This window comes from Clostridium sp. UBA7791, from assembly GCF_002480755.1.
Taxonomy (GTDB): domain Bacteria; phylum Bacillota; class Clostridia; order Clostridiales; family Clostridiaceae; genus Clostridium_J; species Clostridium_J sulfidigenes.
This window is the reverse complement of sequence record NZ_DLCT01000005.1, coordinates 1,336,038-1,360,327: the sequence shown is the minus strand read 5'-3', so window position 1 is coordinate 1,360,327 and position 24,290 is coordinate 1,336,038. Positions and strand designations below refer to the sequence as shown.

At 29.7% G+C, this 24,290-nt stretch carries 24 protein-coding genes; 22 read left to right on the top strand and 2 right to left on the bottom strand.

The features are described 5' to 3' along the window. Nucleotides 1-10: 10 nt before the first annotated feature. Complete coding sequence (locus B3Z56_RS11905) at nt 11-1,636, top strand: polysaccharide biosynthesis protein (RefSeq protein WP_346876225.1); 1,626 nt, start codon at nt 11-13, stop codon at nt 1,634-1,636. A 69-nt stretch (nt 1,637-1,705) separates the two neighbouring features. Here the strand turns inward: B3Z56_RS11905 and spoVB are convergent, their stop codons facing one another. Then, nucleotides 1,706-3,208: a stage V sporulation protein B gene (gene spoVB / locus B3Z56_RS11900; RefSeq protein WP_346878833.1), complete on the bottom strand. Its 1,503-nt coding sequence runs from the start codon at nt 3,206-3,208 to the stop codon at nt 1,706-1,708. A gap of 314 nt (nt 3,209-3,522) precedes the next feature. Here spoVB and B3Z56_RS11895 point away from each other — a divergent pair, with 314 nt between their 5' ends. The 13 genes from B3Z56_RS11895 (at nt 3,523) to B3Z56_RS11835 (ending at nt 16,738) form a co-directional block, all read left to right on the top strand. Beyond that, a complete protein-coding gene (locus B3Z56_RS11895) occupies nt 3,523-4,707 on the top strand; it encodes a hypothetical protein (RefSeq protein ID WP_346876224.1) in 1,185 nt (394 codons plus the stop codon). A gap of 134 nt (nt 4,708-4,841) precedes the next feature. After that, nucleotides 4,842-5,558, top strand: coding sequence for a zinc dependent phospholipase C family protein (locus tag B3Z56_RS11890; RefSeq protein ID WP_346848172.1), 717 nt, complete (start codon nt 4,842-4,844; stop codon nt 5,556-5,558). A gap of 173 nt (nt 5,559-5,731) precedes the next feature. Then, nucleotides 5,732-6,235: a hypothetical protein gene (locus B3Z56_RS11885; protein WP_150845503.1), complete on the top strand. Its 504-nt coding sequence runs from the start codon at nt 5,732-5,734 to the stop codon at nt 6,233-6,235. A 5-nt stretch (nt 6,236-6,240) separates the two neighbouring features. Continuing rightward, nucleotides 6,241-7,959: a B12-binding domain-containing radical SAM protein gene (locus B3Z56_RS11880; RefSeq protein WP_346848171.1), complete on the top strand. Its 1,719-nt coding sequence runs from the start codon at nt 6,241-6,243 to the stop codon at nt 7,957-7,959. A gap of 238 nt (nt 7,960-8,197) precedes the next feature. After that, nucleotides 8,198-8,524 carry an ATPase gene (locus B3Z56_RS11875; RefSeq protein ID WP_346848170.1) on the top strand — a complete coding sequence of 109 codons (327 nt, stop codon included), beginning with the start codon at nt 8,198-8,200 and terminating at the stop codon, nt 8,522-8,524. Beyond that, nucleotides 8,511-10,472, top strand: coding sequence for a V-type ATP synthase subunit I (locus B3Z56_RS11870; protein WP_346848169.1), 1,962 nt, complete (start codon nt 8,511-8,513; stop codon nt 10,470-10,472). Before B3Z56_RS11875 ends, B3Z56_RS11870 begins: the two co-directional genes overlap by 14 nt. Before the next feature lie 23 nt (nt 10,473-10,495). Next, nucleotides 10,496-10,969 carry a V-type ATP synthase subunit K gene (locus B3Z56_RS11865; protein ID WP_156964299.1) on the top strand — a complete coding sequence of 158 codons (474 nt, stop codon included), beginning with the start codon at nt 10,496-10,498 and terminating at the stop codon, nt 10,967-10,969. A 17-nt stretch (nt 10,970-10,986) separates the two neighbouring features. Then, a complete protein-coding gene (locus B3Z56_RS11860; protein WP_346848168.1) occupies nt 10,987-11,589 on the top strand; it encodes a V-type ATP synthase subunit E in 603 nt (200 codons plus the stop codon). 15 nt (nt 11,590-11,604) lie between these two features. Then, nucleotides 11,605-12,606, top strand: coding sequence for a V-type ATP synthase subunit C (locus B3Z56_RS11855; protein WP_346848167.1), 1,002 nt, complete (start codon nt 11,605-11,607; stop codon nt 12,604-12,606). Beyond that, nucleotides 12,599-12,907 (top strand): V-type ATP synthase subunit F, encoded by a 309-nt coding sequence (locus B3Z56_RS11850; RefSeq protein WP_035131363.1) that lies wholly within the window; start codon nt 12,599-12,601, stop codon nt 12,905-12,907. The genes B3Z56_RS11855 and B3Z56_RS11850 overlap by 8 nt, the downstream gene beginning before the upstream one ends. Before the next feature lie 17 nt (nt 12,908-12,924). Then, nucleotides 12,925-14,700, top strand: coding sequence for a V-type ATP synthase subunit A (locus B3Z56_RS11845; RefSeq protein ID WP_035131361.1), 1,776 nt, complete (start codon nt 12,925-12,927; stop codon nt 14,698-14,700). After that, on the top strand, nt 14,693-16,075 hold the full coding sequence (locus B3Z56_RS11840; protein ID WP_035131359.1) for a V-type ATP synthase subunit B: 1,383 nt from the start codon (nt 14,693-14,695) through the stop codon (nt 16,073-16,075). The genes B3Z56_RS11845 and B3Z56_RS11840 overlap by 8 nt, the downstream gene beginning before the upstream one ends. 3 nt (nt 16,076-16,078) lie before the next feature. Beyond that, a complete protein-coding gene (locus tag B3Z56_RS11835) occupies nt 16,079-16,738 on the top strand; it encodes a V-type ATP synthase subunit D (RefSeq protein ID WP_035131357.1) in 660 nt (219 codons plus the stop codon). Nucleotides 16,739-16,788: 50 nt separating this feature from the next. Here the strand turns inward: B3Z56_RS11835 and B3Z56_RS11830 are convergent, their stop codons facing one another. Further along, the gene (locus B3Z56_RS11830; RefSeq protein ID WP_346848166.1) at nt 16,789-17,232 is read right to left on the bottom strand and encodes a bis(5'-nucleosyl)-tetraphosphatase; all 444 of its coding nucleotides are present in this window, start codon (nt 17,230-17,232) and stop codon (nt 16,789-16,791) included. 212 nt (nt 17,233-17,444) lie between these two features. On the opposite strand from B3Z56_RS11830, the gene B3Z56_RS11825 reads away from it, so the two are divergent. The 8 genes from B3Z56_RS11825 to B3Z56_RS11790 all read left to right on the top strand — a co-directional run bounded on the left by B3Z56_RS11825 (nt 17,445) and on the right by B3Z56_RS11790 (nt 24,273). Further along, entirely contained in the window at nt 17,445-18,737 is a 1,293-nt protein-coding gene (locus B3Z56_RS11825; protein ID WP_346878832.1) for a GNAT family N-acetyltransferase, read from the top strand. A gap of 17 nt (nt 18,738-18,754) precedes the next feature. Further along, entirely contained in the window at nt 18,755-19,525 is a 771-nt protein-coding gene (locus B3Z56_RS11820) for an aminoglycoside adenylyltransferase domain-containing protein (protein ID WP_346878831.1), read from the top strand. Continuing rightward, nucleotides 19,525-19,926, top strand: a complete 402-nt coding sequence (locus tag B3Z56_RS11815; RefSeq protein ID WP_346878830.1) for a DUF4440 domain-containing protein — start codon at nt 19,525-19,527, stop codon at nt 19,924-19,926. The genes B3Z56_RS11820 and B3Z56_RS11815 overlap by 1 nt, the downstream gene beginning before the upstream one ends. 21 nt (nt 19,927-19,947) lie before the next feature. Beyond that, the gene (locus B3Z56_RS11810) at nt 19,948-20,535 is read left to right on the top strand and encodes a hypothetical protein (protein WP_346878829.1); all 588 of its coding nucleotides are present in this window, start codon (nt 19,948-19,950) and stop codon (nt 20,533-20,535) included. A 44-nt stretch (nt 20,536-20,579) separates the two neighbouring features. Continuing rightward, on the top strand, nt 20,580-21,095 hold the full coding sequence (locus B3Z56_RS11805) for a GNAT family N-acetyltransferase (protein ID WP_414632883.1): 516 nt from the start codon (nt 20,580-20,582) through the stop codon (nt 21,093-21,095). Between the two features lie 348 nt (nt 21,096-21,443). Continuing rightward, the gene (locus B3Z56_RS11800; RefSeq protein WP_346878828.1) at nt 21,444-22,097 is read left to right on the top strand and encodes a response regulator transcription factor; all 654 of its coding nucleotides are present in this window, start codon (nt 21,444-21,446) and stop codon (nt 22,095-22,097) included. Nucleotides 22,098-22,100: 3 nt separating this feature from the next. Then, nucleotides 22,101-23,573: a HAMP domain-containing sensor histidine kinase gene (locus B3Z56_RS11795; RefSeq protein WP_346878827.1), complete on the top strand. Its 1,473-nt coding sequence runs from the start codon at nt 22,101-22,103 to the stop codon at nt 23,571-23,573. Further along, nucleotides 23,560-24,273: a hypothetical protein gene (locus B3Z56_RS11790; protein WP_346878826.1), complete on the top strand. Its 714-nt coding sequence runs from the start codon at nt 23,560-23,562 to the stop codon at nt 24,271-24,273. The genes B3Z56_RS11795 and B3Z56_RS11790 overlap by 14 nt, the downstream gene beginning before the upstream one ends. Nucleotides 24,274-24,290 lie beyond the last annotated feature (17 nt).

Genomic DNA, 24,290 nt, shown 5'->3' with positions numbered 1-24,290 from the left:
GAGGGGTAATATGAATGACAGAACTGAGGGGGCTCAGCACTCTGTAGCTAAAGGCTTTATGGTACTCACCATATCTATGATGTCAGTAAAGGTGTTATCGGTAGTTTATACACCTTTACTTAGGCAGATTTTAGGATCAACAGGTTGGTCAGTATACTATTCTACATATACAATTTTTTCTTATATATACATTATAGCTAATGCAGGTATACCTGTAGCCATTGCAAAGTTAGTATCGGAACTTGAAGCAAAGGGAAACTACAAAGATGCAATAAAAACCTTTAGAGCATCTAGGACTTTACTTTTACTCTTGGGGCTTATCCTATCCGTATTCATGTTTATATGGGCAAAACCCTTAAGTATGGCTTTTAATAGTCCTGAATCAATATTAGCTACTAGATGGCTTGCACCGGCATTATTATTTACTTCAATAATGGGTGCATACAAAGGTTATTTTCAGGGTATTGGAAATATGACTACCACTGCAGTATCCCAAGTAGGCGAACAAATTCTAAATATAATATTTAGTTTATTATTTGCTTACTTACTCATGGGAAAAGGTGTATCCTATGGAGCTGCTGGAGGAACTATAGGTACAGTGGTTGGAGCTATTGGAGCATCTTTATACTTTATATTAGCATATAAAATGTATGGATCTAATCATTCCCCCAAAAAGAACAAAGCAGGGGTAAGTAGACTAAGTAATAAAACTATTATTAAATCCATATTAAAATATGCATTTCCAATAACTATAGCTTCTGCACTGCAGAACTCAGGAACTATAGTAGACTTAAAAATTGTAAAGTCTAGACTTTTATCTACAGGATTAAGTCAGAAAACTGTTGATATTCAATGGGGATATTTAGGTCTTTACAACACTCTTATGTCAATTCCTATGGCAATTATAGGAGCTTTAGCTATTGCTCTTGTTCCTGCCATATCTAGAATCCATGCCCTAGATAATAAAAAAGGTCTAAGATTTAATATTAAATCTTCCTATAGAGTTACTTTTATGATAGCTATACCTTGTGCTGTGGGATTAGGAGTTCTATCTATGCCTATTTTAAGAATACTAGGCTATGATAAAGAGGTATCACCCTTATTAATATGGGGAGCTTGGGTTTTAATCTTATATGCTATCACATTAGTTCAAACTTCTATTTTGCAGGGAATGGGTAAGGTAAACGTAGTAACTATATTTTCTGTAGTTGGAATTTTAGCTAAAGTTGTTGTGAATTATATATTAATAGCAATGCCTTCCTTTGGAATCCTTGGAGCTATTTGGGGTAATGCAGCCTGTTATTTAGTAATGCTTATATTATTCCAGTGGCAAATAAATGACTCTATTGATGGAAGGATACACTTGATTCCTTGTTATATAAAACCTTTAATAGCTGGATTAGCTATGGGGATAGTAACATTTTTCTCATATAAGATATTTAATGGAGTTCTAGGATTAATTTTCGGTGGTTACATATTAAACTTATTTGCATCATTAATAAGTATAGCATTATCTGCTGGAGCCTACGGATTAGTGCTAGTAACTATAGGTGGTGTTAAAAAGTCTGATTTAAATTCACTGCCAAATAAAATTACAAAACTTATACCTAGAAGAATATATAAAAAGTTAAAGTAAATATTATTAATTTATTTTAAAATAGAACCTAGAACTTAGTATCTAAAAAACTAAGTCCTAGGTTCTATTTTATGAGCTTTTTCGTATTAAAATACTTGATACAAAGAATAATGAAAAAGCAACTACAATGATAGTTATAATTTTAGGAATGATAAAGGTATTAGGAATTATAGAACTTATGATGGTTGTTACTAAGTATACTAAAACTGTTAGTAACACTAGGATTAATATTTCCCAAATAGGAAAAGATAGCTCTATCACTTGTCCAATATAATACAGATTTATTAAAAGGCCTATAATAGAGGTTACAATTAAGGAAATTCCATATCCATAGATATTTATGCTAGGAATACCTATAAGTATAAATATTAGAACTAACTCAATCAAAGCTGTAGCAATGGAGCTTAAAAGGATAACTTTTTGTTTCCCTATACCATTTAAAATACTATAGGTACAGTAGTGACAATACATAAATGGAGCTGCAAGGGAAGCTATCTTTATAAAGCTACCTAAGTCACTTCTATCAAAGAATACTTCACCTAATAAATTAGGACATACATAGCAAATAATTACTGTAGAAACCCCTAACATAAAACAAATTTTAATTACTTCATTTACTCTAGAATTTATATTAGAAAAATCCTTTTGACTTATCTTTTTAGATATATCTGGAATTATTACTGTAGACAAAGATACAACTATAACTAATGGGAAGTACACGATAGCAAGAGCCATACCATTAAATTTACCTATTATCTCAAGGGCACCTATGTGATCAAAACCCGCAGCGACTAACCTTATGGGTACTAAAAGTGTAGATACACTTTGAAGCGCTGTAGTTAAAAAACCATTTATAGCTAAAGGGACAGCAATAATTAGTATGTTAAATAACAATTGAAAGCTGTTATCTGGTCTTACACTATTGGTATAAGGAATCTTTTTAATACTTCTTTTATAGAAAATATATAGAAATACGAAACTTATTATTTCACCAATAGTAAATGAAAGATAGGTTGCCGCTACTGTATTTTCGATGGTTTTAAGAGATAAATAGTAGATTACTCCTACTAATATCACCATTCTAACAGCTTTTTCTAATATATCTATAACTGAAGGGGTTATTACTTGACTTACTCCATAGAAATAACCTTTATATACGCAGGATATAGCAATAAAAACAATAGCAGGAGAAGCTATCCATAAGGAACGTATGGCTCTAGGGTCTTTAATAATATAATTACAGATTATCGGACTAAGTATAAACATAATACCTGCTATAAAAATTGACCAAAGTACTATAAAAACTAGGGAAGCATTAACAGTTTTATGTAAATCTTCAAATCTACTAGTACCCAGGTAAGCAGAAGTTTCTCGTGAAATTGCAGCAATTATTCCTCCACATACTAAACAACAAAATAAATCATATATAGGCATTATCAAACCATAAAGTCCAACTCCCTCTGGTCCTAACTGTCTTGATAGTATAATAGAAAACATAAATCTCAATACACCCATGGCTAAATTAGAAAGAGTTAACACAAAGGTATCTCTATAAAAAGTATCTTTACTCATCTTTATTACCTCCAATTAGGCATCTGAAAATAAATAACAAATCAAAGATGAGAAGTATATTTTGAGTTAGACAAGGAAACAGGTTCCGCAGATAGTAGCACTATCTAAGGGTTCTGTTGACACAGTATAACACAAAATAAACGAGCATTCTGACTTATTTATTTTTTGAAGATGCCTTAATATAATAATACTTATGAAGGTAGATTAAAGATTATTCTCTAACCATATATTTTTATCTTATATTTCATTTAATGTAATTTAATTAAGAATATTTAAATATATATTAGTGTAAATAATATTTAAATGGAGGAACTATGAAAAAAATAATTGGATGGATTCTGCTTATAATATTAGCTATTAGTTCTTTATTAATAGTAAAAGATAAAAATAATATATATAATATAGGGGTTAAAGACTCAGAAGTTGAGATGAAAATTAGATATAAGGGATTAAAGAATGCCATAGATTTTACTAGTAATGATAAAGGATTATATGTTGCCTTTGAAAATAAAATAATGGCTATTCCATCAACTGGAGAGCCCTATACTTTAATTGAAGACAAAAACTATAACATTACCACCCTTGAATGTAATGGAGATAAACTATACTTCCTTACTAATAATGAAATACTCAGCTTGGATATAAACAATGGGAAGTTAGAACAATGCTTATCAAACATACCTAATAAAGGAGATTATAGCAATGTTTTAATAAGAGGATATAAGGACTATTTATTTATTTCAATTGGAGCTGCAACTAATTCAGCTGTAGTTGGAAGTGATAACCAATGGATAGATAAAAATCCAACTGGTTATGATATATCACCTTTTAATATAGTATTAAATAAAAATGAAAAAGGAGCCTTTGTACCACAGGGAGCTTCTAATGAAGACAACGAGGTTATAAAGGGTGAGTCCATAGGCAATTCATCTCTGCTAATTTATAATATTAACACCAAAGCTATTGAAACCTATGCATGGGGAATAAGAAATATTGAGGGACTAGATATAACTCTTGATGGTAGAATCTTTGCTACCATAGGAGGCTATGAAAACAGAGGATTAAGACCAGTAGAAAATGACAGTGATTATATCTATGAACTAAAAAAAGGTTATTGGTATGGATTCCCAGATTTTTCTGGAGGGGATCCTCTAGATTCACCAAGATTTCAAGGTGAATCTAATATAAAAAATCCTCCATTGTTAAAAAAACATCCTATGTCACCACCAGCACCTGCTTATCAACATAATGATTTAAATAGTTTAAAATGGATTGCAATAGATGATACAGGGAAAATTAATGGACAAAATACCTTGCAACTATATTTTTATGATTGTAATAAAAATAATATAATGTGTAGCGCTGTAAATGGTGTTCCAAATAAATTAATAACTTTAAAGGAAAATTGCACGGTATCTAATATGAAGGTTTTAAAAGATGAGCTATATATATTAGATGGTAACCATGGATTTATATTTACCTTAGCTATTAGAAAATAGGCTACTATATATAATTTCCATATAAATACTACGTTAAATTTAATAGATAATAAAATAATATGGTTAAATTGGAGTATAATAATATATATCTCAATGATTATTTTATTATTCTTAAAGAATCGTAGGTGTATTACATGAAGAAAATGGAAAGAACTTATAATAGAACTATGACAGCCTTTATAAAAGTTGCAAATCCTATAAAAAAGAGAATAAAAAAGACTGAATGTATAGTCCATAAATTTATAAATAAAGAAGCTCTACGTTTATTAAAGCAGGAGGGCTATATTGATGAGTATCATTTTTTTGTTAAACATTTGTTAGATTTGAATAAAGGTGTAAAATGGGCTGATGCAGATTTGAAAAGTACTAATCATTTCTATCATCATGAGAAGGGAATCGGTCTATATGGATTTTCAAATGCTAAAGTAGAATGTGTAAAGTATTATAAGGCATCTGTGTTTTACGGTGCAAATTCTGATATGAATAAAGCTCTATTTTTATTAGGTGCTGCTTGTCATTTAGTACAAGACTCCACAGTGCCAGCTCATGCTATGAAAAACTTGAAAAAACATAAACCTCTGGAAAGTTTCATAATAGATAAAGTTATTAATGGATATAAAATTCCTTTAAAAGATCCTATAATCACTTATGGAAGTCCTGAAAAATATGTTATTGAAAACACAAAGTTTGCTGTTAAAACCGCTAAGTCCTTTGAAAGTATAAGAATCAAAGAAAATCGGTTTAATGAAATTGCAGATGTGATATTACTTAGAGCTTGCACAACAACAGCAGGATTACTCATCGATTTTTATAACACCTTAAAGATTATAGAATCTAAAAGTGAAGATTAGAGCTATATATAATGTAAGAACTACCACGAAAATATATTGGTAGTTCTTTTTTTTGGGTACTATAACTGTAATTTTCAACATAATCTTATTTTTTCTTATGCAATAGTAAAAATAAAGGAATTTACAAAATTAAAAAGAATATTATCAATAATATAAAAATATGGAGGTGTGAAATGGAGAGCTTATTTGTAAGTTTAGAAAAAGAGGTTTTTAGAGGTAACGTATTGGATATTACTTATGGAAACCAGGGTATAATATATAAGGCTAATAAATATTATGATAATTTTATAGATGTTAATTATTTGGAGAATGCACCTTCTAAATCCTGTGATAATGAAGGGTATTATGATAGCTGTATAGTATTTTTTACCTTAAATAAAATTAAAACCCATAGACAAAAGCTAAAGCTTTTTGATAATATATATAGATTAATGAAAAATAATGGATATGTTTATATTTGGGATGTGGAAAAGGAGCCATTAAAGACATTACAAAAAAATATAAGGGTATCATTACCTGATAAAAGTATGAAGAATTTTCAAATAAACTTACTTAACCTATTTACTGATAATACTTCATCAAAAATTATAGACGGACTAAAGAATTATTTTGATATTGTAGAAGCAGTATCTTCCAATGGTACCTTTAGGATTGTGGGCAGAAAGAAAGGATGTTAATAAAAATGAAAGTAGTTTTAGTTGCAGTAAATTCAAAGTATATACACAGCAATTTAGCAGTAAGATATTTAAAAGCATATACAAAGGATTTAGATTATAATTGTCACACTATGGAGTTTTCTATAAATGATAGAGAAGAAAGAATAGTTGAAGAAATACTATATGAAAAACCAAATATAATAGGATTTTCCTGTTATATTTGGAATATCGAGTTTGTTAAAAAGGTATCAACTTTAATAAAGCTTATAGACAGTAATATTGAAATTATATATGGAGGCCCAGAAACTTCTTATAATCCTATTGAGTTTTTAACAGAAAATGTAGGTGAATATTTAATTGAAGGAGAAGGTGAAGAAACCTATAGAGAATTAATTAATTTTAAAATAAATATTGAAGTTAATGGAGATAATAATAATTGTGAAAATATTAAGGGATTATACTACAAAAGTAAGGAAGGCATTATATATGGAGGTAATAGACCATTAATGGATATGAACAATATAGTATTTCCTTATGAGACTGATGACGACTTAAAAAATAAAATTGTATATTATGAAGCTTCTAGAGGATGTCCTTTTAATTGTAAGTACTGTTTATCTTCAACTACCCATGGAGTAAGATTCTTAAACATAGATAGAGTGTTAAAAGAACTACAATATTTTATAGATAAAAAAGTTAAATTAGTTAAATTTGTTGATAGAACCTTTAATTGTAATAAAGCTTTTGCAAATGCTATATGGAGTTATCTAATTGAAAATGGAGAGAATACCTGTTTCCACTTTGAAGTATCTGCAGATCTATTTAGTAGTGAATCAATAGATATACTTAGTAAAGCACCTAGTGGCATGTTTCAATTTGAGGTAGGTGTTCAAACCACCAATAATGAAATATTAAGAAATATTAATAGAACTATAGAATTTTCAACTATTAAAGAAAAAGTATTAGAGCTAAATAAACTAAAGAATATTAAGCAACATCTAGATTTAATTGCAGGGTTACCTGGTGAAGATTTTAACTCCTTCAGAAAATCCTTTAATGAAGTATATGAGATTAGTCCAGAGGAGTTACAATTAGGATTTTTAAAGCTTTTAAAAGGTTCTCAAATGAGGGAAGAAAGTGAAAAATGGGGGATGGTTTATTCACCTTATCCACCTTATGAAATTCTAAAAACAAAAAATATAAGTTATGATGAATTAATTATACTAAAGAAAATTGAGCATATGGTCGATAAGTATTTAAATAGTGGTAAGTTTTATACTATATTAAATTTCTTTAAAAAAAGTAATAAATTCAAAGATATATTCGAATTCTACTATGAACTATCTAAATTTTATGATGTCAAGGGATACTTTAGACGCAGCATAGCATCTGTAGATTATTACTCTCTCTTTGTTGAATTTAATGACTTTATCAAAGCTGGTGAGAAAGAATTATTATTAGACATAATAAGATATGAGTATTTCTCATATAATAACACAAAGTGGATACCTGACTTTCTAAGAATAGAAATGAGTAAAGCTGAAGAGAGAAATATAAAAGAATACATTATGAATAAAAATTCTATAGATAATATAAATAAAATAAGTGTGTTTAAATTCAATCATAATATACAAAGTTTTATTGAATGTGGAGAAATAAAGAAAACCCTAAATTATGTTGCCTTTATAAATAATCACGTTAAGGAAAGAATATTTATACAGGAAAGTGAATTAAAAGTTCAATAAAATGTCAAGTAAAATCTTTGTTATTTTAAAAAGTACAATATATTAATTTTTTGTATTGATATATTGTACTTTTTAAGAAAACTGATATAATAGATTTTAATATATCTTTTAAAGAGTTGAGCTAATCCATGTTATAAGTTATCCAATACCACTTAATTATTATGTTTACATAAGTACAGAAAGCAGACTTAATATAAGTGGTTATATATATAATTAATACTTAAAAGGTGGTGATATTTTGGCGCTAGAAGCAATTAGTAAAATTCAACAAGCCGAATCTACTGCAAAGAATATATTAGATAAAGCAGTAGAAAATAGCAAACAAATAATTAGTGATGCTCAAGTTAAAGGCAATGAAGAGTACCATGCTATCATTGAAGATGCTACAGAAAAAGCAAAAAAAATGAAAGAAGATGCTCTTAATAAAGGAAATGAGGAGTCACAACCAACCTTAGCTAAAGGGGATGAAGAAGTTAAAAATATAATTAATACTTCTAAGGAAAAGATTGATTTAGCTATTAATTTAGTAATTGAGAGGATAGTGAAGTTCAATGGCAATAGTTAAAATGAATAAATTTATGCTCTTAGCCTTTGAAAATCAAAAAAAATCTTTGCTTGAGAAACTGCAATCCTTCCAAAATGTACAATTCCTAGATTTAAGTAAAAATGAAAGTAGTGAATTGAATCAATTAAAAAGTGATAGTGCAAGCAGTGAAATTTCTGAAGTAGAAGGTGAATTATCAAAAGTAAAATTTATCATTGAGCTTTTGAGCACATTTAGTGAAAAGCCTAAACTACTAAAAGACCTAAAGGAAGGAAAAAAGAGCTATAGCTATGATGTGTTAGAGCAGATTACAAGTACCTCTCATTGGCATGAGGTATATAGTGACCTAAAACAAAAAGATAATAAAATAAACATGAATCATAATTATATAACTAAATTAAAGGCCAATATAGAAGAGCTAAAACCATGGGAATCTTTAGACACCTCAGTAGAAAGCATAAATGTACTAAAAAAATCTAAGGCTATACTAGGTGAAATTCCACAAGGGAATGTAGATTCTTTAAGGCTTAAGTTAGAGGAAACAACTAAAAACTACTACTTTGAAGTTATTAGCAGCATAGGTAGAAACAGCTACATAATGGTGATAGCTCACAATGATGACTTAGCTGATATAGAACAACTGCTCAAATCTTCAAGTTTCAGTAAGATTGATATTCAATGTGATGGGGTACCTAAAGAAGTTATAAAAGAGTACAAAAAAACCATTGAATCAATAAATACAGAAAATAATTTTATTCAAGAAGGTATGAAAGAACATGTTAATAAACTAGAAGAATATAAAGTAGTTTACGAATACTACAGTTCTTTATTATTAAGATTAAAATCTACCGAAAATTTCCTGAAGAGTAAAAACATTGTGGCTATAGAAGGATACTATCCTTCCGAATTGCATAATGACTTTCAAAGCACATTGAAAAGTATTTTAGGTGATGATTATTATTTAGAATCAGAATCCGCAGAAGGTGACGATGTACCTGTTAAATTAAAAAACAATAAAGTCTTTGAATCCTTTGAAAATATTACTTCTATGTACAGTGTACCTAAGTATAAGGAGATTGATCCAACACCACTGTTAGCACCTTTTTACATATTCTTCTTTGGAATGATGCTATCAGATGCTGGATATGGCCTTGTGATGTTTGTAGGTACTTTAATTGCACTTACTACTTTTAATTTAGATGAGGACACGAGAAAATCTATAAAGATGTTTTTCTTATTAAGTATTTCTACTATATTCTGGGGCATCATGTATGGTAGTTATTTTGGGGATTTTATCAAGATAGCTCCTCTATGGATGAAACCGGATAGTAATGTAGGATTACTAATGATTGTCTCTGTAGTAATGGGACTAATTCAAATTTATGTAGGTCTTGGAATTAAAGCATACATGCAAATAAGAGATAAAGATTACTTTGGAGCCTTTGCAGACGTTGGATTATGGTATATTACCTTAACTGGTGCTATTATTTGGGCATTAAGTGCTTTTGTAGATTTAGCTTCTCTTGGAGTTCCAGCTGTAATAATTGCTATAGCAAAATATGGTACTATTGCTGGAATGGTAGGAATTGTACTTACTAACGGACGCCAAGAAAGTTCTATAGGTGGTAAGTTAGGCCAAGGATTCTATGCTCTATATGGAATAACATCCTATGTAGGTGATTTGGTTTCTTATACTAGACTTGCAGCTTTAGGACTTGCAACAGGATTTATCGCTTATGCATTTAATATTATGGTAAGTATGGTATCAACTTCATGGGCTACAATTATATTTGGTATAGCAATATTCGTAGTGGGCCATGTATTTAACTTATTTATCAACGCATTAGGTGCCTATGTTCACACCTGTAGATTACAATACCTTGAATATTTCGGAAAATTTTATGAAGGTGGAGGTACATCCTTTGAGCCTTTAAAATATAATTCTAAATATTTTAAAATATCAAAATAGATAAATTAGGAGGAAAAAATATTATGATGGATTTTTTAATGGGAAACGGTGGAATAATTATAGCAGCTATAGGAGTTGCTCTTGCAGCAGCATTACCAGGGATAGGATCAGCAAAGGGTGTTGGTATAGTTGGTGAAGCAGCAAGTGGACTTTTAGCAGAAGAACCAGAGAAGTTTGGTAAAGCCTTAATTCTTGAATTACTTCCAGGTACTCAAGGATTATATGGATTTGTTATAGCACTTTTAGTATCTTTACAATTATCACCAGATATGTCTTTTGGTCAAGGGTTTTATCTATTTGCAGCTTGTCTTCCAATAGCTATAGCAGGATGGAAATCAGCTATATCTCAAGCGAAAACAGCAGCTTCAGCAGTTCAAATTTTAGCTAAGAGACCAGAGCACAACACAAAAGGTATTATATTAACTGTTATGGTTGAAACTTATGCACTTTTAGGATTTGTAATGTCTCTTCTACTAGTAATGAGTGGTAACTTTTAATTAAGGAAGTGAATAATATGTCTAATTTGGATAATCTTACTTCTAAAATTATAAAGGATGCAGAAGTAAAAAAAATTGAAATTTTAAATGAAGCTACCGTTAAAGCTGATGAAATAATTAAAAAGAAAACAGAAGATGCCAATAAAAAAGCTTCTTCTATTTTACAAAAAGCTGAAATGGAAAGTAAAACTATAAAAGAAAGAATTATCTCAAAAACTGATTTAGAAATAAGAAATAAAAAATTATTAGCAAAACAACAAGTTATTGAGAAAGTGTTTGAAGCAGCTAAGGAAAAACTAAAAGCTATGAATGCAGAAGAATTCACTAAATTTATAAAGAACTCTATTATGGCTTTAGACATCCATGGAGATGAAGAAATAATTATAAACCCAGTAGATAGAGATAAGCTTCCTGAAAAGTTCTTAGCCGAGGTAAATAAGGCCTTAATATCTAAGGGCAAATTAGGAAATTTAAAATTCAACGTTAAAACTCATGAAATTGATGGTGGGTTTATCCTTAGTAAAAATGGAATTGAGATAAATAATTCCTTTGATGAACTTGTGAACTCACTTAAATATGAATTAGAGTATGAAGTTGGGAAAATATTGTTTACAGAATAGTGAGGAGGTATTTAAATGGACAGAATGGATTTTACCCATGCTGTAGCTCGATTAAGGGTAATGGAAAAAAGACTCCTTGATAAAAATAAAATTGAAAGATTATTGGATAGTGATGGACCACAGGAAGTTTTAAAGATATTACAAGAAACTACTTATGGTGAACTTATTAATAATATAGATTCAGTTTATGATTATGAAAAAATCCTTAAGGAAGAGCTAGTGAATCTTTACAGCACTTTATATAAAATATCTCCTGTAAAAGAAATTATAGATATTATGAGTTTAAGATATGATTATCATAATATTAAAGTTTTATTAAAGGCAAAAGCCTTGGGCAAGGATTTATCTAATATTTTAATACCAATAGGAACAATTCCTTTAGATACTCTTAAAAACTGTATTTTATCTGATGAGCTAAAATCCTTAGATAAGCAAATTCAAAAAGTTATCATTAAGGTAGAAAAAGAGTTTGAAGTTAATTCAGATCCTCAAGTAATAGACACTCTTTTAGATAAATACATGTTTGAAGGTATGATAGAAAAAGCAAGGAATATAGATGTTCAGTATATAACTAGATATGTAAATGAGTCTATAGATATTACTAATATAAAGACTATGCTTAGAGTTAAAAAGCAAAATAAAGATGGTAGATTCCTTGAAGGTGTATTAATACCTGGTGGAACTATAAAGCATAACTTTTTTATAGAAGGAATAAATGAATCCCTAGAAATCTTTACTAGTAAAATATCTAGAACCCCTTACTCAAAGGTACTACATACCATCTTAGAAGAATACATGGCTACAGGTAGCATTTCATCCTTAGATGTACTCTATGATAATTATATTATGGATCATGCAAAGGAAGCTAAGAGAGTTAACTTCGGACCAGAGCCTATCATTGCATATATAATTGCTAAAGAAACTGAAATTAAAATAATTAGAATTATTATGGTAGGAAAGATTAATAAGGTTGCTACTGAAGTTATCAGAGAAAGGTTGCGTGAACTATATGTATAAGATAGGTGTAGTTGGAGATAAAGATTCAATACTAGCATTTAAGGCCTTAGGAATTGATGTTTATCCAGCAGTTGAAGCTGAAGAAGCAAGAAAAATTGTAGATAAAATGGCTTTTGAAAATTATGCTGTAATATTTTTAACTGAGCAATTAGCTCAGCATTTAGAAGAAACTATTGAAAGGTATAATAAGAAGCTTATACCTGCAATTATACTTATACCAAGCAATCAAGGCACACTAAATATTGGTAAACAAAAAATCAGCGATTATGTAGAAAAAGCTGTTGGAGTAAATATCTTATAGAAAGGTAGGTAAAAAACTTGAAGAATGGTACTATTGTTAAAGTTTCAGGTCCATTAGTAGTTGCTAAGGACATGGATAATGCTAATATATTTGACGTTGTAAAAGTTGGTGAAAAGGGACTTATTGGTGAAATCATTGAAATGAGAGGCGATAAAGCTTCCATTCAGGTTTATGAGGAAACCTCTGGTATAGGACCTGGAGACCCAGTAATTACAACAGGAGAGCCACTAAGTATAGAACTTGGACCAGGATTAATCGAAGCTATGTTTGATGGTATTCAAAGACCTCTTAATGCTTTGCAAGAAGCTGCAAATTCTCATTTCCTTAAAAAAGGTGTTGCAGTTAAATCTCTAGACAGAACAAGAGTTTGGGAATTTAATGCTACAGCAAAGGTTGGAGATGAGGTAGAAGCTGGAGATATTATTGGAACAGTTCAAGAAACTGCCGTAGTTCTTCACAAGATAATGGTTCCTTATGGAGTAAAAGGAAAGATTAAAGAAATAAAATCAGGTAACTTTACTATAGTTGAAACTGTTTGTATCGTAGAAACCGAAAAGGGTGATAAAGAGTTAACCCTAATGCAAAAATGGCCAGCTAGAAAAGGAAGACCTTATGCTAGCAAGCTAAAACCTATTGAGCCAATGATTACAGGACAAAGAGTTATAGATACATTTTTCCCAGTAGCTAAAGGTGGAGCTGCAGCGGTACCAGGACCTTTCGGAGCTGGTAAAACAGTAGTTCAACACCAGATAGCTAAATGGGGAGATACTGAAATTGTTGTTTATGTTGGATGTGGTGAACGTGGTAATGAAATGACAGACGTTCTTAATGAATTCCCAGAACTTAAAGACCCAAAAACTGGTGAAAGCTTAATGAAGAGAACAGTACTTATTGCTAATACTTCAAATATGCCAGTTGCAGCCCGTGAAGCTTGTATCTATACTGGTATAACTATAGCAGAATACTTTAGAGATATGGGATACTCAGTTTCTATAATGGCAGACTCTACTTCAAGATGGGCTGAGGCTCTAAGAGAAATGTCCGGTAGACTTGAAGAGATGCCTGGTGATGAAGGATATCCAGCTTACCTAGGATCAAGACTTGCAGATTATTATGAAAGAGCTGGTAAGGTTGTATGTTTAGGAAAAGATGGTAGACAAGGAGCAGTTACTGCTATTGGAGCCGTATCTCCTCCAGGTGGAGACTTATCTGAACCAGTTACTCAATCTACTTTAAGAATAGTTAAGGTTTTCTGGGGACTAGATGCTCAATTAGCTTATAAGCGTCACTTCCCTTCAATAAACTGGTTAAGTTCATACTCATTATACTTAGATAGTATAGGTCAATGGATGGATGATGAAGTAGCATCAGATTGGTCTCAATTAAGAATTGAAGCTATGACACTACTACAAGAAGAAGCTAGCCTTGATGAAATTGTTAGATTAGTAGGTATAGATGCACTATCTGAAAAAGATAGATTAAAATTAGAAGTTGCAAAGTCTCTTAGAGAAGACTATTTACAACAAAATGCTTTCCATGAAATAGACACTTATGCTTCACTTGGCAAACAACATAAAATGCTAAAATTAATTCTATTATTTAGAAAAGAAGCTGAACGTGCTTTAGAAGCTGGAGTTTATCTAAACAATATATTAAATTTACCTATGAGAGATAAAATTGCAAGAAGTAAATATATTGCCGAAGATAATATTGACACTATCAATAACATCGCTGAGGAATTAGTAGTAGAAATTAATAGATTAATTAGCGAAGGAGGGGTTCTAGATGCTTAAAGAATACAGAACTGTTACAGAAGTTGTAGGACCTTTGATGGTTGTTGAAGGTGTTGAAGGCGTTAAATATGACGAATTAGTTGAAATAGAATTACAAACTGGAGAAAAGAGAAGAGGTAAAGTTCTAGAAGTTAATGGTTCTAAAGCAATGGTTCAACTTTTCGAAGGTTCATCTGGAATAAACTTAAAAGGTACTAAAGCTAAATTTCTAGGAAGACCTCTAGAACTTGGTGTATCTGAGGATATGTTAGGAAGAATATTTGATGGTATGGGAAATCCAAACGATGATGGTCCTAGTATTATAGCTGAAAAAAGAGTAGATATAAACGGTGAGCCAATTAACCCAGTATCAAGAGATTATCCATCTGAATTTATTCAAACTGGAATTTCTGCTATAGATGGGCTTAATACATTAGTTAGAGGTCAAAAACTACCTGTATTTTCAGGTTCAGGACTTCCACATGCACAATTGGCTGCTCAAATAGCACGTCAAGCTCAAGTTCTTAACTCAGATTCTAAGTTTGCCGTTGTATTTGGAGCTATAGGTATAACTTTTGAAGAAGCCCAATTCTTCGTAGATGAGTTTAAAAAGACTGGTGCTATAGATAAATCAGTACTATTCATGAACTTAGCTTCAGACCCAGCTATCGAGAGAATAGCTACCCCAAGAATGGCTCTTACTACAGCTGAGTATTTAGCTTATGAAAAAGGAATGCACGTACTTGTTATATTGACTGATATAACAAACTATGCAGAAGCTTTAAGAGAAGTATCAGCTGCTAGAAAGGAAGTTCCAGGTAGACGTGGATATCCAGGATATCTTTATACGGACCTATCTACTCTTTATGAAAGAGCTGGAAGATTAAAAGGTATAGAAGGATCTATCACTCAAATTCCGATTCTTACAATGCCAGAGGATGATAAGACTCACCCAATTCCAGACTTAACTGGATATATAACAGAAGGACAAATTATTCTATCTAGAGAATTATATCAAAAGGGTATAATGCCTCCAATAGATGTATTACCTTCACTATCAAGACTTAAAGATAAAGGAATAGGTAAGGGTAAAACTAGAGAAGACCATGCAGATACTATGAACCAATTATTTTCAGCATATGCACAAGGTAAGCAAGCAAAAGAATTATCAGCAATTCTAGGTGAATCTGCTCTTTCAGATGCAGATAAAAAATATGCTAAGTTTGCTGAGGCTTTTGAAAATGAATATGTTTCTCAAGGATTTAATACAAATAGAAGCATAGAAGAAACTTTATCTCTTGGATGGAAGCTTCTAACCATACTTCCTACTACAGAGCTTAAGAGAATTAGAGATGAATACCTTGAAAAGTATATGCCTAAGGGAGATGAGGCATAGCATATGGCAAGATTAAATGTCAATCCTACTAGAATGGAGCTATCCAAATTAAAGAAAAGACTAGCTACAGCAACTAGAGGGCATAAACTTCTTAAAGATAAACAAGATGAATTAATGAGAAGGTTCATAGATCTAATAAAATACAACAATAAGTTACGTGGTGAAGTTGAAGATAAGCTTCAAGGTGCCTTTAAGGATTTCCTAATGGCATCAGCAGCTATATCACCTGAGTTCTTGGAAGAAGCTATTTCTTATCCTAAGGAAAGCATATCTTTAGAGCTAGCAGAAAAAAACATAATGAGTGTAAATGTACCTGTTATGAACTTTGTACGTAAGCTAGAAGGAGATTCAGGTAGTATATATCCTTATGGATTTTACAGTACTTCCTCAGAACTTGATAATTCAATTGAACAGCTTTATTTAATTCTTCCTAAGCTTCTAGAACTTGCAGAAGTAGAAAAGTCTTGTCAGCTTATGGCCGATGAGATTGAGAAGACAAGAAGAAGGGTAAACGCTCTAGAATATATGACAATTCCTCAGCTTCAAGAAACAATTAAGTATATTAAAATGAAGCTGGATGAAAATGAAAGAGGTGCTTTAAGCCGTCTAATGAAGGTAAAAGATATGATGGAAAAAGCACAAGCTGCAGCTGAGCAGATGTAAAAGAGGTAACCTCCGGGTTACCTCTTATTTTAATTTCTGTTTACTTAAATTCACTTACATAAAAATTTGTTAGTATCACTAAGGATTCTTCGCCCACTTTCATAGGTTAATAAGCTCTTAGCTTCCTCATAATTACACCATCTATAGTCCTCAATTTCTTCTACTTGAATTTTAATTAAACTATTATCAGCTTCTCCTAAAAACAATACCACTTCTTTTTCAATAAAATTATCAATATTATATTTATCTGTAGCTCGAAATCCATCTATTAAGTTAACTTTCAGTCCACATTCCTCAAAAACTTCTCTTAAAGCTGTTTCTTCTTCTGTTTCTGAATATTCCATATGACCTTTAGGGAATCCCCAATAACTATCAAGGCCAATACTATTTAAAAGCAAATATTTAATTCCTTTATTTGAGGTTTTATATACTACTGCTCCACATGATTTTTCATAGCTCATATTCTCATCAATATTATTAATTAAAATATCCATTATTTTATCTCCTTAGTCAAATAATATACCTAAAGGCTTTTCAAAAATCACAACCTCTATGAAAATAATTAATTTGAAAATATATAAATATTATACACTAACTTCAATATTATTATTATAAATTTATGAATTATATTTATATAAATGGTATAATATAACTACTACTTTAAAATATATTCAATAAAAAAATATGATTAAAAAGGAAATATGTTATGAATATTGTTAAATGCCAAAAACAAGATCTGTTAAGTATTTTTGATATAATTTCTAAGTGTAAAACTCATATGGAAAGCCATAATATCTATCAATGGAATGAATTTTATCCCAGCTTAGATATTATAGAAACTGATATTATTAGTGGTAATTGCTATTTGTTAAAAGACAATGGACTATCTATAGCATATTTCGCTTTAGATGAAGAGCAACCATCAGAGTACAATAACATAAATTGGATTACTCAAGGTGAAAAAGTATTGGTTATTCATAGGTTAGCTATACTTCCTGAATATCAAGGTATGGGAATTGCAAAGAAAATGTTAAAATTCATTGAAGAGTTTGCTGATGAAAACGTATATACATCTATCAGATTAGATGCTTATAGCGAAAATAGAAAAGCACTTAAATTATATGAGAATCATGGATATAAAAGAGTAGGTAAATTATATTTTCCTAATAGAGAAGGTCACTTTTATTGCTATGAGAAGAAGGTAAAAAACACGCCCATTCCAGAGATTTTAATTCCTATGTTAAATGAATATGATAAATCCCTAAGAGAAAACTTTCCTAATAAGATATTTGGTATATATATTTATAATTCAGTAGCACTAGGTTGTTTTAGTGAGAAAACAAGCGATATAGATTTTATAACAATATTAAATGAGGAATTTGAAAATGAAGATATTGGTACCGTAGAAAAAGTCCATAGGAAAATAAGTGAAGCTTTTGAATATGGTAATAGGATGGAAGGCATGTATATAACTAAGGATAAAGTAGGTAAGCTTAATTCAGAAATAAGTCCTTATATATACTTTTGTGATAATATTCTTCATTACTATGGCTATTACGATATTAATTATATTACTTGGTGGACATTAAAGTATTTTGGCATACCTATAAATTGCTCTGATGTTAACAGTTTATCTATAGAAGTAGATTGGTGTAGTATCATAGAGAATATGAACTACAATTTAAATAATTATTGGAAGGATAAATTAAGTGAAAATTATATATTTCTCCAGGATGAATGGATTGAATTCGCAGTTGCAACCCTATGTAGAATACTATATACCTTAGAAAATAAAGCTATAACTTCTAAAGACAAAGCTTTAGAATATGCAATAACTACTATACCTAAGGAGTATAGTTTAATTATAAAAGAATGTTTAAGACTTAGGAAGAGAAATTCTGATTCATCCTTTTACAGATCAACATTTGAAAGAGAACACTCAGTTAAAGACTTCATCAAATTTATCATAGAGATCTGTAATGAAAAGTATGAGTTATAGGAAAGGAATTGTATAAAATGCAAAATATAAAAACCATATTAGATAGTATAGTAGAAAGCTATAAGACCATATTAAAGGATAACCTGATAGGAATCTATATTCATGGTTCTTTAGCTATGGATTGTTTTAACCCTGATATAAGTGATATAGATTTTTTAGTAGTAGTAAAAGAAAACCTAAATGCCAATGATAAAAGAAAACTTGTAGATATTTTATTAGGACTATCTAAAGATGGACCAGGAAAAGGTTTGGAAATGAGTGTGCTTTTAGAAAAGGATGTTAAGAACTTTAAGCATCCAACTCCATATATACTTCACTATTCTAATGCATATAAAGCAACTTATGAAGCTAATCATAGCTATTTATGTGAAGATGGAGAAGATCCTGATTTAGCTGCTCATATTACAATAACAAGAGCTAGAGGGATTTGTATATATGGTAGTCCCATAGAAGATATCTTTTCGCCTGTACCAAGAAAAGACTATTTAAAATCAATTTATTTTGACATATCAAATTCTAGAGAAGAAATTATAGAGTTGCCTATGTATACTATTCTTAATCTTTGTAGAGTTTTATATTATCTTAAAGAAGACGTTATTTGTTCAAAAAAAGAGGGTGGACAATGGGCATGCTCTAATCTTCCGAAGGAGTATATAAAGACTGTGGAAAAAGCTTTAAACTGCTATGAAAAAGGAGAAGAAGCTAATTTTAATGAGAAAGGTCTAGTGAACTTTGCAGATTTTATTATGAACAATATAGATAACTATTTTAATAGTGAGGTGAAATAATGAATTATATCAAAGAACATATATTAGAATTAGAGAATAATTTACTAAAATCAGAAGTAAGAAAATCAGCACAAAAGATAAATGATATATTAACAGATGATTTTATCGAATTTTGTGGCTCAGGAAGAGAATATTATTATGAAAAAGGAGATGTATATCAAGATCAAGCTGATGATACTACATTACAGTGGGAAATTTTAGATTTTAATATAAAAGAATTATCAAAGGATTGTATATTAGCCATGTATAAAGTAATAAAGCATAATGAAACTGATGAAAATAAAAAATATTCTCTTCGTAGTTCCATATGGAAATATTGTGATGGAAAATGGAAAATGTTTTTTCATCAAGGAACTTTATCATGTAAATCTGAAATTGAAAATAGATTATTACACAATTAAAATAGTGAGTGAGGTGAAATAATGAATTATTTAAATCGTGCTATAGAATTACATAAAGAAGCTGAAGATATAATTTATAAAGAAGGTATTGACTCTATTCTAAAGAAATATGGACAAGTTAATTATACTGGTAGTTATAGATTTAATTTAATGGCCTGGGAAGATATTGATATGAACATGGTAATGAATGGAGAAGAATTTTCTTTAGATAATTTCTTTAAAATGGGGAATGAACTTGCAAAGATAAAGAACATTAAACTGATGAAATTTCAAGACTTTGTTAATTACCCTAAGAAAGGACTTCCAAAGGGATTTTATTGGGGAATCCAATATGAAAGTAAGATCACCGATAAAACTTGGAAAATGGATTTGTGGATTGTAGATAAAGAAAGTTTTGAATTTAATAAAAACTATATCTCTAAAGTAATTAAAAATTTAAATGAAGAAAACAAGAGCTTAATCTTAAATGTAAAAAACTCCATTATAAATGAAGAAGGAAGAACTCCATTTACAAGTGGATATTACATTTATGAGGCAATATTATTCAAAGGATTAAAAGATAAAGAACGTATATTTAATTATTTAAAAGAGAAGGGCATTAAAATATAGATTAAAGCTTTAATAAATATATAATATGACAAGGAGTGAGATAGTTGTTTAAATTAGTTAAACCCTCATTATCTATGGAGAAAGAATATATAGACTATGTTACTGAATGGGAAGCTACTGAAGAGAAGATTGTTCCAAATGCAGCTAAACGAGATAGCATGAGTTTCAAAGAGTTAGTAAATAAGTGGGAAGAATATGAATCAGAAAGGATGTATGAGAAAGGACTTGTTCCTTCTTCTATGTATTTTCTGATAGATAATCATAATAAAATTTATGGTGCTATAGATATTAGGCATGAGCTAAATGATTACTTATTACAGTATGGAGGACATATTGGATATGGAATAAGACCTTCTCAGCGGAGAAAAGGTTATGCTTCTCAAATGTTAACTCTAGCACTACCCATAGCTAAAGAATTAGGAATAAATAAGGCATTAATTACTTGTGACAAAAGTAATGTAGGTTCAGCTAAAACCATTATGAATAATGGTGGAATTCTAGAAAATGAAGTTATAAATGGAGATGAAATAACTCAAAGGTATTGGATAACTCTTAGTTAATTTGATATCTAATAGAATATAATTACTTCTTTGAATATCATTTATACATCATACCTAATAAAGTACATTAAATATTTAAGTTTCATTAAATATAGCTGTTGCGGTATAAGTATTGCATCAGCTTTTTTTAATTTAATTGACTAATTAACTTTTATATTTAGTTGATTTAATATTTTATTTGTATTTTATTTCTATTGCTGTTTATTAAATTAGCCAGATAAGGTTCTAGTGTTCCTAAATTTGATAAAAAAGACAAAGGCATTATTTATATAAAAAATGACGAATGATGCAATAATGATATAAAATAAAGAAATAAGGGTATTTTATATTCCATAAGGAGATGAATGTATGATTAAAATATTAACAGTTGAAGATGAAAAACCAATTTCTAATTTAATAAGGATAAATCTTTTAGATGCTGGCTATGATTGCGAATGTGCCTTTGATGGAGAACAAGCTATTGAAATGATTGAAAAAAATAATTATGATTTAATTCTTTTAGATATTATGCTACCTAAGGTAGATGGATATGAACTATTTGAATATATAAAACCCCTAGAAATTCCAGTTATATTTTTAACAGCAAAATCTGATGTAAAAGATACGGTAAAAGGCTTAAAGCTTGGAGCCGAAGATTACCTTACAAAACCCTTTGAAATAATGGAATTACTTGCAAGAGTGGAGAGAGTACTTCGACGCTTTAATAAGCTTCAAGATCATCTTTATCTATTTGATATAGAGATAGATACTTTATCTAGAATAGTAAAAAAGAAGAGTGAAATTATAAATTTAACTGCTAAAGAGTATGATTTATTATTGCTTTTCATCCAGAACAAAAATATTGCTCTATTTAGAAAGCAGATATACATGAGAGTTTGGGGCGACGATTATATGGGAAATACTCGAACTGTAGATTTGCATGTACAAAGAATGAGAAAAAAATTAGATTTAGAGGATAAAATCGTGGCAGTATACAAAATAGGATATAGACTGGAGGTATAATCTTTGAAGATATTTTGGAAAATTTTTTTTGCAACTATCATAATATCTATTAGCTGTTTTAGTATTGGAAGCTATATTTTAATTAACAGCAATTTTAAGTCTTCACTAAAAAGAGAAATTGATACAACTTATATAGAAAATGATATTTTAAATTTTACTTTATCCCAAGAACTTGATGACATCAGTGAATCGTTTATTGAATTTTCAAATAGTAATAGTGATGAGGCAAATTACACTAAATCCCAATGGATAGCTCAAATTGCCCCTACAGTGAATATTGGTACTGTTCAAGGCAAGATGAATTTTCGAATAAGCAATGATAACGGTAAAGTTATTTATGAAAACTTGGAAGACAAGTTTGGTAATGAAATTATAAAAAAGCTTGATAAAAATACAAAAGCTCATGAAATCGTACATATAAATAATAAATACTACATACATGCTATAGTTCCAATGCAAACTTTGGAAGAAACCTTCTATGTACAAAATTTTACTGATATCTCTCACGTATTTGATAGTCTAAACAACCAATACAAAACCTTTATATATATAGTTATTATAATGATAGCTATAAGCGGAATGGTATCATTTTTTGTTTCATGGCTAATTTTAAAACCTATATATAGGTTATCAAAGGCAACTCAAGAAATTGCAATGGGGAATTTTGAACAAAGAGTATATACAAAATCTAAGGATGAAACCGGAGACCTTGCAGATAATTTTAATTTGATGGCAGAGAACTTAGATACAACAGTCAAAGAACTTAAAGATTTAAATGTTAGGCAGGAGTCATTTATAGGAAGCTTTGCCCATGAAACAAAAACTCCTTTAACATCTATGATTGGATATGCAGATATGCTTCGCTCAAAAAAATTGTCACAAGAAGAAATAATGCTTTCAGCTAATTATATCTTTGAGGAGGGTAAAAGAATTGAAGCTTTATCTATGAAGCTTTTAGATTTAATTATTTTAAAGAAGAGAGAATTTAAAATGTACTATATATCAACAGGTGAGTTTTTTGAAGAGATAAATGGAATTATGCATCCTTCCTTTAGAAAACATAATATAGAATTTTCACTTAATGTAGATAAAGAAAAAATATATATAGAGCCCGATTTCCTAAAGACGGTATTTATAAATCTAATAGACAATTCTGTTAAGGCTATTAATGCTGGACAGCATAATGAATGTGGTAGAATATCTTTATTAGGAAGAAGACAAGGTGAAGATTATATAGTTACTATAGAAGACAACGGTAAGGGCATGGAAGAAAGTGAACTATCAAGAATTACAGAGGCCTTTTATATGGTAGATAAATCAAGGGCAAGGAGTCAAGCTGGAGCTGGTCTTGGACTTGCAATATGCGTAGAAATTATAAAACTTCATAATGGGGAAATTCTATTTCATAGTAAGCTAAATGAAGGAACTAAAGTTATAGTAAAGTTAAGGGGTGAAATACAATATGAGAAAAGATAAAATTAAATACGAAAATATTATAATTGGTATAATATTTTTCAGCATTATAGCAGCCTTTGCTTCTTTGCCTCTAATTTTATCTTACGTTCAACAGAACTACCTTGTAGGCAAAGTTGAGACTTCTGCTATAAATAGTGATAATAATATCAACAGTTCTGAAACATCTATTATTGATAAATTATCTATGGTATGTGGCTATGGAAATATGAATAAAGATATTATTCTAATTGATAAAAAACAACTATTTGAACCCAAAATGAACAATATAAGAATACCAGATTCAATAGTTAATGAAATTAAGAAGCTACAAGATAAAGAGATTTTTCCAAAGGTTAATTTAGATAATAACTTAAGGATTACAAATTTTTCTCTTAAAACATATATAGATTCAAAGAATTTAGAAACCAAAGTTAAAATCTGGGATATTAGCTTAAGTACTGATGAGTGTGACCTTAACATAATAATTGATGTAGAAACCAATATAATTTATGGATTTAGTATTTCGTCTTTTATGAATAATGGAGATATTAAATTAGTAACTAATCCTAATGAATTTGCTAATTATTTAGGTATCAAATGGTCGAGGATGGAAGACTATGGATATTCTAATGATACAACTTATTCAATAGTAGAAAAACAAATATTTTATAGATATAGTGTATCAGATAGCTATATCGGATTTAATATAATAAATTATTAAAAAAACTATAATCATGA

Coding starts and splice junctions, on each gene's coding strand:
- B3Z56_RS11790 (WP_346878826.1), top strand. CDS start 23,560: ATGAGAAAAGATAAAATTAAATACGAAAATATTATAATTGGTATAATA.
- B3Z56_RS11815 (WP_346878830.1), top strand. CDS start 19,525: ATGAATTATATCAAAGAACATATATTAGAATTAGAGAATAATTTACTA.
- B3Z56_RS11860 (WP_346848168.1), top strand. CDS start 10,987: ATGTCTAATTTGGATAATCTTACTTCTAAAATTATAAAGGATGCAGAA.
- B3Z56_RS11810 (WP_346878829.1), top strand. CDS start 19,948: ATGAATTATTTAAATCGTGCTATAGAATTACATAAAGAAGCTGAAGAT.
- B3Z56_RS11820 (WP_346878831.1), top strand. CDS start 18,755: ATGCAAAATATAAAAACCATATTAGATAGTATAGTAGAAAGCTATAAG.
- B3Z56_RS11895 (WP_346876224.1), top strand. CDS start 3,523: ATGAAAAAAATAATTGGATGGATTCTGCTTATAATATTAGCTATTAGT.
- B3Z56_RS11885 (WP_150845503.1), top strand. CDS start 5,732: ATGGAGAGCTTATTTGTAAGTTTAGAAAAAGAGGTTTTTAGAGGTAAC.
- spoVB (WP_346878833.1), bottom strand. CDS start 3,208: ATGAGTAAAGATACTTTTTATAGAGATACCTTTGTGTTAACTCTTTCT.
- B3Z56_RS11840 (WP_035131359.1), top strand. CDS start 14,693: ATGCTTAAAGAATACAGAACTGTTACAGAAGTTGTAGGACCTTTGATG.
- B3Z56_RS11830 (WP_346848166.1), bottom strand. CDS start 17,232: ATGGATATTTTAATTAATAATATTGATGAGAATATGAGCTATGAAAAA.
- B3Z56_RS11835 (WP_035131357.1), top strand. CDS start 16,079: ATGGCAAGATTAAATGTCAATCCTACTAGAATGGAGCTATCCAAATTA.
- B3Z56_RS11880 (WP_346848171.1), top strand. CDS start 6,241: ATGAAAGTAGTTTTAGTTGCAGTAAATTCAAAGTATATACACAGCAAT.
- B3Z56_RS11905 (WP_346876225.1), top strand. CDS start 11: ATGAATGACAGAACTGAGGGGGCTCAGCACTCTGTAGCTAAAGGCTTT.
- B3Z56_RS11800 (WP_346878828.1), top strand. CDS start 21,444: ATGATTAAAATATTAACAGTTGAAGATGAAAAACCAATTTCTAATTTA.
- B3Z56_RS11890 (WP_346848172.1), top strand. CDS start 4,842: ATGAAGAAAATGGAAAGAACTTATAATAGAACTATGACAGCCTTTATA.
- B3Z56_RS11870 (WP_346848169.1), top strand. CDS start 8,511: ATGGCAATAGTTAAAATGAATAAATTTATGCTCTTAGCCTTTGAAAAT.
- B3Z56_RS11850 (WP_035131363.1), top strand. CDS start 12,599: ATGTATAAGATAGGTGTAGTTGGAGATAAAGATTCAATACTAGCATTT.
- B3Z56_RS11825 (WP_346878832.1), top strand. CDS start 17,445: ATGAATATTGTTAAATGCCAAAAACAAGATCTGTTAAGTATTTTTGAT.
- B3Z56_RS11865 (WP_156964299.1), top strand. CDS start 10,496: ATGATGGATTTTTTAATGGGAAACGGTGGAATAATTATAGCAGCTATA.
- B3Z56_RS11855 (WP_346848167.1), top strand. CDS start 11,605: ATGGACAGAATGGATTTTACCCATGCTGTAGCTCGATTAAGGGTAATG.